Source organism: Streptomyces sp. NPDC005728, from assembly GCF_040630895.1.
In the GTDB taxonomy this organism is placed as follows: Bacteria; Actinomycetota; Actinomycetes; order Streptomycetales; family Streptomycetaceae; genus Streptomyces.
Genome location: NZ_JBEXYL010000163.1, coordinates 1 through 12142 on the forward strand (window position 1 = coordinate 1; position 12142 = coordinate 12142).

At 69.0% G+C, this 12142-nt stretch carries 9 protein-coding genes and 1 pseudogene; 5 read left to right on the forward strand and 5 right to left on the reverse strand.

The genetic code is table 11. The features are described 5' to 3' along the window. Positions 1–77 precede the first annotated feature (77 nt). Both ABZ471_RS45160 and ABZ471_RS45165 read left to right on the forward strand, forming a co-directional pair. A complete protein-coding gene (locus ABZ471_RS45160) occupies positions 78–1010 on the forward strand; it encodes a nitronate monooxygenase (protein ID WP_359074983.1) in 933 nt (310 codons plus the stop codon). Between the two features lie 211 nt (positions 1011–1221). Further along, positions 1222–2097: a GNAT family N-acetyltransferase gene (locus tag ABZ471_RS45165; protein ID WP_359074984.1), complete on the forward strand. Its 876-nt coding sequence runs from the start codon at positions 1222–1224 to the stop codon at positions 2095–2097. A gap of 564 nt (positions 2098–2661) precedes the next feature. Here the strand turns inward: ABZ471_RS45165 and ABZ471_RS45170 are convergent. The 5 genes from ABZ471_RS45170 to ABZ471_RS45190 form a co-directional block, all read right to left on the reverse strand. Next, positions 2662–4236, reverse strand: coding sequence for a hypothetical protein (locus ABZ471_RS45170; RefSeq protein WP_359074985.1), 1575 nt, complete (start codon positions 4234–4236; stop codon positions 2662–2664). 4 nt (positions 4237–4240) lie between these two features. Beyond that, positions 4241–6979, reverse strand: a complete 2739-nt coding sequence (locus ABZ471_RS45175) for a hypothetical protein (RefSeq protein ID WP_359074986.1) — start codon at positions 6977–6979, stop codon at positions 4241–4243. A 424-nt stretch (positions 6980–7403) separates the two neighbouring features. Continuing rightward, a complete protein-coding gene (locus tag ABZ471_RS45180; protein ID WP_359074987.1) occupies positions 7404–8210 on the reverse strand; it encodes an ABC transporter permease in 807 nt (268 codons plus the stop codon). After that, positions 8207–9148: an ABC transporter ATP-binding protein gene (locus tag ABZ471_RS45185; RefSeq protein ID WP_359074988.1), complete on the reverse strand. Its 942-nt coding sequence runs from the start codon at positions 9146–9148 to the stop codon at positions 8207–8209. Before ABZ471_RS45185 ends, ABZ471_RS45180 begins: the two co-directional genes overlap by 4 nt. A 36-nt stretch (positions 9149–9184) precedes the next feature. Further along, positions 9185–9703, reverse strand: a complete 519-nt coding sequence (locus ABZ471_RS45190; RefSeq protein ID WP_359074989.1) for a YceI family protein — start codon at positions 9701–9703, stop codon at positions 9185–9187. Between the two features lie 178 nt (positions 9704–9881). Here ABZ471_RS45190 and ABZ471_RS45195 point away from each other — a divergent pair, with 178 nt between their 5' ends. The 3 genes and pseudogenes from ABZ471_RS45195 to ABZ471_RS45205 all read left to right on the forward strand — a co-directional run. Then, the gene (locus ABZ471_RS45195) at positions 9882–11096 is read left to right on the forward strand and encodes a histidine kinase (RefSeq protein ID WP_359074990.1); all 1215 of its coding nucleotides are present in this window, start codon (positions 9882–9884) and stop codon (positions 11094–11096) included. Between the two features lie 2 nt (positions 11097–11098). Further along, entirely contained in the window at positions 11099–11749 is a 651-nt protein-coding gene (locus tag ABZ471_RS45200; RefSeq protein WP_359074991.1) for a response regulator transcription factor, read from the forward strand. Between the two features lie 92 nt (positions 11750–11841). Continuing rightward, positions 11842–12142 (forward strand): annotated as a pseudogene (locus tag ABZ471_RS45205) (hypothetical protein); the annotation flags it as partial.

Consider the following 12142-nt stretch of genomic DNA (forward strand, 5'->3'; position numbering starts at 1 on the left):
GACCCGCTGAGGCGCCGCCTCGGCAGGCAGCCTGAGCCAGGAATCTCCTCCCTTCAGGGAGGAGAGCAGTCAAGAAGTTGTTCGGTGTGCAGCATCCGATTGCCTTGGCGCCCATGGGCGGGACGGCCGGAGGCGCGCTGGCAGCGGCCGTCTCCCACGGCGGCGGGCTCGGGCTGTTGGGGGGCGCGTACGGCGACCGGGACTGGCTGGCCCGCGAGCTGCCGATCGTGGCAGGGTGTGGACGGCCCTGGGGAGTCGGGTTCCTGAGCTGGTCGGCCGGTGTCGACGCGGTGGAACAGGCGCTGAGTCACGGCCCCGTGGCGGTGATGTTGTCCTTCGGGGATCCGAGCCCGTTCGTCGAGCGCATCCGCGCGGCCGGAGCGGCGGTGATCGTTCAGGTCACCGATCTGGAGGAGGCCCGCAGGGCGGTGGACGCGGGCGCCGACGTCATCGTGGCGCAGGGCACCGAGAGCGGTGGGCACGGGGCCCGGCGCGGAAGGGCCACGTTGCCGTTCGTGCCGGTCGTGGTGGATCTGGTGGCACCGGTGCCGGTGCTGGCCGCCGGTGGGATCGCCGACGGCCGCGGTGTGGCCGCTGCCCTGGCGCTGGGGGCTGCCGGGGCGCTCATCGGCACGCGCTTCCAGGTCACCGCCGAGTCCCTGGTCGACCCCTCGACCGCCGAGGCGATCCTCCACGGGCGCGGGCAGGACACAGAACGCAACAGAGTCCTCGACATCGCCCGGGGCGCCAACTGGCCGGCGACGTACTCGGCTCGCACTCTGGGCCATCCCTACCTGGACCGCTGGCGGGGCCGGGAGGCGGAACTCGCCGCGGACCCCCGGGCCCGAGCGGACTACCAGGCCGACGTGGCACGAGCCGATGTGCCACCGCTGCCGGTGTGGGCCGGGGAGGGCGTCGACCTGGTCAATGACCGGCCACCCGCAGCCGATCTCGTCGCCGCCCTGGCCACCCAGGCCGAAAGCGCCCTGGCCCGAGCGGGGAGGCATTGACTGAGAGCTCGTATTCTCCCGTTGTTTCATCGGCGACCTTGTGGACTGGGCCAGCGAACGCCTCTGGCTCCCCCCGGTCGCGGGCCTTGCGGCCGGCGTCCATGGTAACTCCTGTGTAACCACTCTTAGTTGGCTGCGCGTATGGGGCATGACGACGACTCGCCTTCGGGTATCGGCTCCCCGGCTCCGAGTGCATGCGGGATCATCAACCATGCACTCGGATGCTTGGCACCTCACCGAAGACATCGACGACTTTCTCGCCCAGGCCGGAGACTTCCTCCGCTCGCGCCCTGTCCTGCACAACACGCCACTCACCGTGATGGAGAAATGGCGGACCCGCCCGGGCGCGTTCGACCCCGGAACCGTCCTCTTCGGCCGGATGGAGTCGGAGGGCGAGACCCAGGCGATCTTCTACCGCCCGCCGACCCGCCGGCTGACGCTCACCCCGCTCTCGCCCGAGCGGGCCGACGCCCTCGCCGCCCGGCTGACCGGCCTAGGCCACACACTCTCGGGCGTCACTGCGGACCACGACACCGCCACTGCGTTCGCCGAGGCCTGGCAGCGGCACACCGGCGCGACACCCACGCTCCGCGTCCGGATGCACCTGTACCGTCTCGGTACGCTCACCCCGCCGGAGCCGCACCCGGAGGGCCGCGGCCGGATCGTGGGCGGGCAGGACCACGAGCACCTCATGCGCTGGTGCCGTGAACTCGCCACGGACCTCGGGGAGACCGTCACCATCGATGCCGACTCCTGGGCCGGCACCCGCTTCGCCGAGAAGCGCTACACCTTCTGGGAGACCCCGGATGGCGCCCCTGTCTCCATGGCGGGCGTGAACCCACTGGTCGCCGGGATGGTTCGGGTGGACCCCGTCTATACCCCGGCCCATCTCCGTGGCCACGGCTACGCGGCCGCCGTGACCGCCGAGGTGAGCCGGGCTGCGCTCGCCGCGGGCGCCACGGAGGTCGTGCTCTACACGAACGCGGCCAACCCCACCAGCAACGCCCTCTACCAGCGCCTCGGCTACCGCCGGGTCACCGATTGGGCCCCGTACGACTTCGCGTACGCCGGACCGGAAGCCGGTTAGGAACTACCACTCGGTCTCGACAGTGAACGCCTGTGACGCGTGCCGCCGCAGTCGCTCGGTGACCGGCGCCAGTCGACGAACCCGCAGGAGATCACCGCGGTCTCACCCAGAGTGGGTTGGCTACTGCCACCGGCCTGCGTGCGCCCGGCACGGCTTTGACGCGCAGTACCCGGCCTTCTACCAGGCTGCGCACGACCTCGACGCGTGGGTGGTCGAGCCGTCGATGCCGGCTGGGGGCACTGTGCAGGACAACATCGACTGGTCGCCGACGTCGTCCGACGGGCGACCGAGCACGGGCCGGTGGTACTGGTGGGCGCCGGCCTCGGCCCCACTGGCCGCGCTGAACGTCGGAAACCCCGCCGAACCGGGCGTCGGCTGACGGTCTAACACCAGGCACAGAAATCCAGCGAGCGCGTACAGGGGGCAGCCAGCCGGCGGCTGCCCCCTGCAACGAAGCGTCCACCGGACCTACGCCACGCCGGTCCACCACCTGCTTGTCCTCAGCGCGTCAGCCGTTGTGAGCGGCCCCATGTGAAACTCGGCGGTCCGTGCGGTGCGGGGCACTCAGCGTGGCGCGGCGGCGCGCTTCTTCTCCTCCTCCTCGGCCTGGCTGACTTCCTCAGCCGTCTTGATGAGGTGGGCAGGGTTGCCGATGAGGGCGCGGGTGAGGGCGTAGACCTGGGGATCCATGGTGATGTAGCGGACCGGGCGTTCGATGATCTTGAGGGTATTGGCCTCGATGATGACGATCTTGTTGATCCACTGGAAGTCCGGCTTGCACCAGAACCGGTTGCCGAACAGCGACGGGAGATCGTGGGTCATGCCGGGACCGTTCTGCACCACGAGTGTGGAGGCCTGTTTCCCTTTGCCGCGTTTCTTGATGGCGTCCAGGACATTCTCTCCGGACTTGGCCTCCTGCACCTGGTACAGCTCCGCGAATTCGGAGCCCCAGACGGTGTCGGCATACTTGACGCCCTTCACCTGGGGCATCTTGGTCTGCGGATCCGTGGCCAGTTTCCGCACGAAGTCGTCGTAGTCCCGTGGATGCATCTCCGGAACCGACACGACGGGCTTGTTGCTGAGCCTGCTCAGCTCCTCCATCATCGCCCGCTCGTGCGGTCCGATGACGGCGTTGGGCGGACGTTTGACCGCATGCACGCCGGTGAGGACCTTCCCGAGTTCCTTCTCGATGATCCTCATCCACTGGGCCAGGCGTGAGGCGTAGTCGATACGCGAGACATAGAAGTTGAACGCCTTCGCCTGATCCGCCGTAAGCTTCCCGACGACCCGAATGATCTGCAGGAATTTGTCGAACGACTGTTTGGGGAGGGCGCGCAGGCCGATCACCAAGTCGGCCGTGAAACGGTCGAGCTTCGCGGCGGCGGAACCGGGAATGCGCCTCGCGAGATTCACCCGGAAGCTCCGCAGGGCCACGCCGACTCTCGGTGCCTCCTTCACGAGGACACCGAGCACGGACGGGAGGATGAGACCGAAGGCGGCCAGCGCCCGCTCGGCCGGGGATAGCTTCCGGCCACCCGCGAACTGGAATCCGAAAACGGCCTCATACTCCAGCACGAATTCGCCGACCACAGGAATCATGGAGAAAACGAAGTCGACGATGTCGTTGAGCAGTTCACCGACCTGGCCGATGGCCGTGTCCGACAGCGCGAGTTCGCCCTCGATGATCTGCAGGGGCTCGTACGCCGCGTAGAGCCATTGGACCCAGATCAGGGGCCAGGCGCCGTACAGAGCCCGGACCTGCCCCGCACCCGGCGGGGTTCCGTCCAGGATCCGGCGGGTCTCCTCGACCAGGTGCTTGGTGGCGGCGGACGCCGAGTTCATGGTGATGCGGACGCCCAGCTCCAGCTGGCCGGGCCAGACAACCGAGTAGTAGCGCTGCTGCCACTCCACGAACAGCGCCCGGACCTCGGTGGCGATCAGGTGCGCCGCCTCCATGTCCTCGCGCGGCACGGTGCGGGTTTCCTTCTCCCGTAGCCGTTCCGCCCTGTTCGGGCTCTGGTCGATCTCGGCCTGCTCCGCCGCGGTGATGCCGCGAGCGAGCATCACCGCGTGCTTGTAGGAGGTGAGCGCCTCGGCGACCAGTCCCCAGCGAACCTCCTCCTTGGCCTGGACGGCCATGGGATCAGGCTCCGCTGTCCAGGTCGGAGCCGATCTCGATGTCGGTGCCCGACGACGGGGTGTACTCGTTCCACTCGGCGATCAGCGCGCCCTTGGTGCCGGGCTGCAGCACGGCGAACGGGGTCACCGAGCCGTCGTGGGCCCGGTCCAGCCGGGCGACCGTGATGCGGGTGGCGTCGGGGATCGCGGTGATGATCTGACTCTCCTGGACCACCCTGCCGTCGGCGGGGTCGGTCTTGTCGGCGGAGTCGATGACGACCTGGGCGCCGACCAGGAAGTCCTTGCTCGAATCCACCCTGATGGTCACCGGGTTGGCGCTCTTGCCCAGGACGTCCTTGGAGGTCGCGTAGACGGCTTCCTCCAGCCGGACCGCGGTGCGGCCCGGATTGGCCGGCGGGATGCCCGGATAGTTACGGTCGTCGTAGGCGGCGATCTCCCGCGCGATGGTGAGGTACTGCGAATCGGGCGTCGTCGGCGGGGACTTGAAGCCGCCCTCGGCGAACCTCACCCAGTCCTCCTCCCAGCCCTTGCGGACGGTCAGGACCACGCGCGCGCTGCCGGACCGTAGGAACGCCTGCCGGTTGGCGTCCGGATGCCGAAGCCGGCGGACGAAGTTCCAGCTCTGCGGCACGTCCCAGAAGTACGAGTAAAGGAACGTGACGACGTTCTCCCACTCGATGGCCTGGTTGATGAACCGGACGACGTCCTCGTGCTCGCGCACGGTGGCCCACGCCGTGGCGTCCAGGCCGAGGCCGTTCTCGTCGAAGCCGATGCCGTGCTCCAGGTCGACCCGGGCCTTGACGAAGGCGTCGACGACCTCCGGGGGCATGAAAGCGAAGTCCGGGCCGAGCAGGAAGCGCAGCACCCCCTTCATGATCTCCTCGCTCTCCTCCCGGCGGAGGGTGAGCGTGTCGACCTGTTCGATCTGCTCCTGCAGCGCCGCGGACTTGGTGGCGATGTCCTGCTGACGCTCGTAGTACTGGGTCTGCGCCGCGTCCCGCAGCAGGTTCCAGACGTCCGACTGCCACTTGTCCCGGACGCGGTTGCTGTGCGCCGGCTTGGTGGGGTCCGGGTCGGGCTGCGTGGGAATCGGTTCGATCTCGGAGGCGACCCTGATCGTCGTGTTCCGGTTGTTGATCATCTCGAACGAGATGTAGACCTTGCCGGTCGCGTACAGCATGAACTTGCCGTAGGCGCCGGAGGTCAGCTCCATCGGCCCGTACTCGCCCTGCTCCTGGTCCTTGATGTACAGCGGCGTGCCCAGCACCTTGAAACTGAACTTGTTCTCGCTGCCCGTCTTGCTCGTGGTCGCGAACCACAGGTTCAGGGTCTTGATGCGGTACCCCTCCGGGACCTCCAGCGGGTCCGGGGTGAAGATGTGCCAGCCCTCGTCCTGCGAGGGGGCGGCCACGCTGAACTGCGGGGCCGAGGGCGCAAGGGGCGGGTCCGGCACCACCGCGCCGTACCGTTCGGCCAGCACCCGGAAGTGCGGCTGTGACTCGCCCGGCCGGATCTCGTCGGTGATGTCCGAGTGCGGCAGAGCGAACTGGAACGGACCCAACTGGCCCTTGAGATCGGCGAGTTCCTTGTGCATCCGGCGCAGGCCGGCCCCGGGCTCCGGGATCACCAGGTCGTAGGTCAGCCGCAGGCCGTGCCGGTAGAGCCGCACCCGCCACTTGCGCATCAGGCTGAAGTAGTCGACCCGCATCGCCGAGACCTGGCTCGGGTTCTTCAGCACGCGGGTCGAGGTCTCCTCGCTGCCGGTGACCGTGGTGGTGGAGATGGTGACCTTGTGTTCCTGCTTGGCGCGCGACGACGCCTTCTTGGTCAGCGAGGTGGCGTGCTTGGTGCTGTCCGTCGCGGACTGCGACTTGGAGTCCTGTGAGGAGAAGCCCGACTGGGCCGAGCCGTTGATCACCGGAATGCCACCGGTGACCGTGGCGGTGACGTTGAACTGGTTGGAGTGCTGCGCCTGCGACGACGTCGACTGGGACAGCTCGGTGTTGTCCGTCACCCCGGTCTCGCTGACCGTTTCCAGGGAGTCGGTCACGATCGACGTGAACTCCTTGCTCCGGACCGACCATTCCTTGTGGCTGACCGCCGTCTCCTCCAGCGGGGCCAGCGGAATCGTGGCGATCAGCTCGCCCCGCTCCAGTCCGGCCGGCACCATTTCCAGGCGCTCCAGGTTCAGCATGCCGAGCGGGGTCGCCTGCGTGTTGGCCACCAGCCCCCGCACCGCCACGAGGGCGCTGCGCACATCCTGCTGGGCCAGGCCCTGCGGGTCGGTCGACGCCGTTGCTGCGGTCACCTCGGCCCGGTCGGCGGCCAGGCGTGCGGCTCGCCGCTGCCGCAGCTCGACCAGCGCGTCCCCGAAGGCCTTCAGTGCCGGAACCGGAATGTCGACGAAGGCACTCGGCGGCGGCAGCAGCGAGGGCTGCGACTGCTGACCGAACTCCGCGAGCAGATCGAACAGTTCGTCGGAGACCTCGCCGGAGACCTCACCGGCCGCCTGGGCGGTGTGCCGGAGGTGGTCACGGACGGCGTGTGCCTCGTCCGGTCGCAGTCTGAGTTGACGGACGTACGCCGACTTGATCAGCGCCTGCCCTGCCGGGGGCGCCGGAAGCCGTAGCTGGACCAGGGTCGCCTTGGGGATCTCCCGGGCGGACCCCGTGAGCGGTCGCGGCGCAGCAGATAAGTGTGTCGGCCCGATGTGCTCGGCACCCGATGCATCCAGCTCGCTCAACTCGGCCTCCATGCAGGGCTAGTTGCGATCTCCGCCACCGAGCGTGATGCAACGACACGGCAAACTCGACACAATCGTCAGAATCTTCACGGAAAACTCTCATTGCGACATCAGTGAGAAATGTGTACAGAGCATTTCGGCCGACGGCTACTTCCGGGTCTCGAGGTCGACGCGCACCGTGCCCCGGCCCGGGTGGTGGTCCGAGGCACGGAGCGGGGACGTCTGGGTGGCTTCGTTCACTGCAACCGGTTTTGGCTCAACTTCCGTGCAGCGGACCACTGTAGGTGACGATGGAGCGTCCCAGGTCTGCTCTCGAGGTCGCCTGAACATGAGTCGTCATGGCGGCAGTTGGGCTGCCGACGTATCGAGCGCCGGACGAAGCGTCGTGCTCCAGCTCCGGGTTGCGGCCGGTGAACCGTGACATTCACTGCGCACGCGGATCCCAGCGGAACCGCCGGACGGCCACCGCCGCACCGGCCACCCCCCACAGCAGCAGCACGCCGTAGTCCCGCCAGGGCAGGCCCACGTGGTCCGTGGTGAAGGCGGGGAGCAGGGCGTCGTTGAAAGGCTTCACCGGCAGCGCACCGGCGATGCCGTTCAGCACAGCGGAGTGGATCGGCATGTACGTGCCCGAAATGAAGACGAGCGGGAACAGGACGAGTTGCACGACCGACGGCGCCGCCTCCGCGTTGCGGACCAGCGAGGCCACCGCGACCCCGAGGGCGCAGAAGGCGGCCGCGCCGAGCACCAGAGACACCGCGAGCGCGGGCCACTGCGAGGCGTCGGGCAGCGCGACGCCGTAGACCCTGCCGACCGCCGTGATGAGCAGGACGTCGACGACGCTCACCAGGATGCAGTGCGCCAGCAGACCCACGAAGTACGCGGAGGCGGACAGGGGGGTGGCCCGGACCCGCTTCAGTATCCCGTTCTGCCGGCGCGTCGCGAGCACGATCGCCAACTGGCTGTAGCAGGAGCCCAGCACGGACACCGCGGCGATCGTGGACACGTAGTACTGGAGCGCGGATCGCCCGTAGTAGAACTCGCTCTTCGGGATGCCGCCGAACAGCCCGCCGAAGATGGCCATGACCACGACCGGGAAGGCGAACGTGAAGAACGCGCTCTGCGGATTGCGCCAGAACGACAACTGCTCGTAGTGGATCTGATGCCACAGCAGGCCGATGCCACGGCGCGGCGCCCGCCCGGCCGCGGCACAGGAGGGGGCGATGCTCACAGTGGGCTCCTTTCCGCCATGCGCTCCGGCGCGCTCTGGTGCTGGTAGGTCAGGCGCAGATAGACGTCCTCCAGGCTCGGCCGGTCGACCGTCAGCCCGGCGAGCACGGCGTCGCGGCACAGCGCCCAGTCGGTGAGCCGGTGGAGCGTCCGGGTCGGTTCCGCGGACTCGACGGTGACCAGGCCGTCCTCCCCGCGTGTGGCGGGAACCGGCAGATCGGCGACCGTGGTTCCGGGTGGCAGCGCGAAGCGGATCCGGGCCAGTGCGGTGTCGCGTCCGCCCAGGGTCGCAGGGGTGCCCTCGGCCACGATCCGTCCGTCGGCGATCACCGCCACGCGGTCGGCCAGCTGCTGGGCCTCTTCCATGTAGTGGGTGGTGAGCAGGATGGTGGTTCCCGCCTCGCGCAGGTCCCGTATCAACTGCCAGGATTTCCGGCGCGCGTTCGGATCGAATCCGGTCGTCGGCTCGTCGAGGAAGAGCAGGCTGGGGTTGCCGATCAGGCCCAGCGCGACATCCAGGCGGCGCTTCTGGCCGCCGGAGAGCGCCCGGACCTTCTTGTTCTCCAGCCCGGCGAGGCCGACCAGGCCGATCACCTCGTCGACGTCGCGGGGCGCGGGGTAGTAGCCCGCGTCGCGGGCGATGGTCTCGCGGACGCTGAGATAGGGCTCGACCGCGATGTCCTGCAACACCAGCCCGATCCGCTCGCGCAGGATGCGCTCGATGGCCTTTTCACCCGGGTCCAGACCGAGCACGTCGACCCGTCCGGAGTCGCGGCCCCGAAAGCCCTCCAGGATCTCCATGGTGGTGGTCTTGCCCGCGCCGTTGCGGCCGAGCAGCGCGAAGATCTCCCCGTGCTCCACGGTGAAGCTCACCCCGCGCACCGCCCGCACCGCGCCGTACCGCTTGTGCAGGCCCTCCACCACGACCGCTTCAGTCATGACCGCCTCCCGCCGATCGGAGGGCTGCCCCCGGTGTCAGGTGCGGACGCAACGGATCTCCAAGGTCAGGTCGAGTCGGCGTCCGGCCATGGCACGGGCCGCCGTCACGCCGAACTCGGTGCGGTCGACCCGCGTGGTGGCACGGACGGTGAAGGCATCCGCAAGCACCTCGGAGTGCACGATCGAAAGGCTGGCCGGCCGGGAGACTCCGCATGCGGTCAACGTGCCGGAGACCGTGGTGGCGTCCACCTGGTCGGAGGAGGCGAACGTGATCTGCGGGTACCGGTCGGTGTTCAGGAACTTCGCCGACCGTACGGCGGCGTCCCGCTGGGCGTGGCCCGTGCGGAAACTCGCTGCATCGACCTCCACGTACACACCCGACCGGGAGAGCGGCTCGGCCACCTCGATGGTGCCGCCGCGGATCGCGAAGGTGCCGCGCACCGGCAGAAGGCCGAAAAGGTGTCTGCTCCTGAACGAGATGGACGAACTGTGTGTGTCGATCGTGTAGCGACCGAGTCGGGGAGTCGTCGTGACGGGGTTGCCTGTCGCATCCATGCCTCCATTCCACCGCGGCGGGCACGCCGCGCGGCAGGGCGAGCGGTTGGTTCCTCACCCGACGAAGGCATGCTCACAATCTCCGGCATACGACTTTCGTAGGGTCCGCCCGAGGCGGAAGTATCCAGTACTGCCGGCCCGGAGGGGGCCGCGCAGCGGATGCCCTACGGTGAGCGTCATGACCGACGACCGGGGGGCGTGTGACGGACCATGGCACCGCCGGCACCGGCTCGCCGTGGACGTGATGATCGCGGCCGCCTTCGTACTGCTCGACACCGGCACGACACTGGCCGGCGCCACCTGGTGGCCCGACCAGCCGGGCACACTCGCCTGGGTCATGCTGGGCGTGCAGGCGCTCGCCTGCGCCTCGCTCGCCGTGCGTCGCAGCGCCCCGCTGACCGTCATCGGCGTGCTCGGCGCGTTCACGCTCGCGGTGACCCTGCTCGTCTCACCGGCGGGTGTGCTGACACCGGCCCACCAGGGCGGCGTGTGGGCCCCCCTCGCCACCATGCTGGCCGCCTACGGTCCGCTCTTCTACCAGCACAACCGCCGGACGGCGTACCTCGCGCTCGCCGCCTTCACCCTCGTCGTCATGCGGCCTTGGGAGCCGTCCGTCACGAACATGACGATCGGGCTGCTGCGTACCGCGGTCGGGCCGCTGCTGGCGCTGTACTTCGACGCCCGCCGCAGGCTAATGCAGGCACTGGTCGAGCGCGCCGAGCGTGCCGAACGGGAGCGTCATCTGCTGGCCGAGCAAGCCCGCACCGAAGAACGCGCCCGGCTCGCCGGTGAGATGCACGACGTGGTCACCCACCGAGTGAGCCTGATGGTGCTGCAGGCCGGTGCGCTGCGCGTGACGGCACCGGACGAGGCGACCCGGCAAGCGGCGGAGGACCTGCGTGCCGCGGGCTGCCAGGCACTGGAGGAACTGCGGGACCTGGTCGGCATTCTGCGCACCGCGCCGGAGGGCGACCGGACCCCCTCGGTGGCGGGCTTCGCCGACCTGGTCGCCGAGTCCGTGGCGGTGGGGATACCGACCGAGCTGACCGAGGAAGGCGACCCGGCGCTGGCCTCACCGGTGGTCGGGCGCACCGCCTACCACGTGCTGCGCGAGGCGCTGACCAACGTACGCAAGCACGCTCCGGGCGCCCGCGTGAGGGTGCGAGTGGAGTACGGCAACGCCCAGGTGCGGCTGACGGTCCACAACACGCCGCCGATCGGCGGACCCCGCAGCGCGCTCGCCGGTACGGGCTCCGGTCTGGGCATCGCGCATCTGCGGCAGCGTATGGAGCTTGTGCACGGCAGGTTGCGTGCCGAACCCTGTTCCGATGGCGGGTTCAGCGTCGAGGCGACGCTGCCTGGGTTCGTCCCGACCGCCGAATCGGAGGTGTGAGCGTGGCCCGGGTAGTGGTGGTGGACGACGAGCCCATGGTGTGCGTGTTCCTGCGCACCATTCTCGGCTCGGCCCCGGACATCGAGGTCGTCGACGAGGCGCACGACGGCGCGGCCGGCATCGAGGCGGTCCGGCGCAGCCGCCCGGACGTCGTCCTGATGGACCTGCGCATGCCGGGCATGGACGGGCTGACCGCGATCGAACGCATCAACGAGCTCGCCGACCCGCCGAACATCGTGGTGCTGACCACCTTCGACGCCGACCAGTACGTGCTGCGTGCGCTGCGGGCCGGGGCGACCGGCTTCCTGGTGAAGTCCACCCCGCCGGAGGAGCTGATCGGTCTGGTGCGGACCGCCGCCCAGGGGCACACCGTTCTGTCGCCCTCCGCCGCCCGCCGGCTCATCGCCGCGTCGACGGACAGCCTCTCGGCCCGCGACCGCGCCCGTGAACTGGCCCGCTCGCTGACCGAGCGGGAGGTCCAGGTGCTGGCCGGTCTCGGTGAGGGTCTGTCGAACGCGCAGATCGCGGCGCGGCTGTATCTCTCCGAGGCCACGATCAAGGGTTATGTCTCGCGGATGCTGGACAAGCTGGGCTGCGTCAACCGCACCCAGGCCGGCCTCCTCGCCCATGACGCGGGGATCGTCGGCGCCTAGAGCCTGTCCGGCGCGTCCTGCCGGCTTCGAGATTTTCCATGATGGAAAGTCGAGACTTGCCGAGAAGGAAACACAAGACTAGTGTTTCCGGCATGGAAAGTATCAGCGATGCCATCCGTCCGACCCCGCAGCAGGCCCGCGCCGCCTTGGCCGAGCTCGAGCACGTCCAGGCTTCCACCGCTGCTTTGTCCGCCACCCCGTGGCCTCGCTGGTTCGCCGTCGTCCTTGCGCTGTACATCGCCGGGATCCCGCCGGTTTTCGGGGGCATGGTGGCAAGTCCTCAGTGGCTGCTGCCGAATTTCGCATGGACCGTCATCATGGTGGTCGTCACCGGGGGCTACTTGGCGCTGTTCGCCATCGCTGCCACCGGCTGGCGCGAGAAGACCGGTGTGG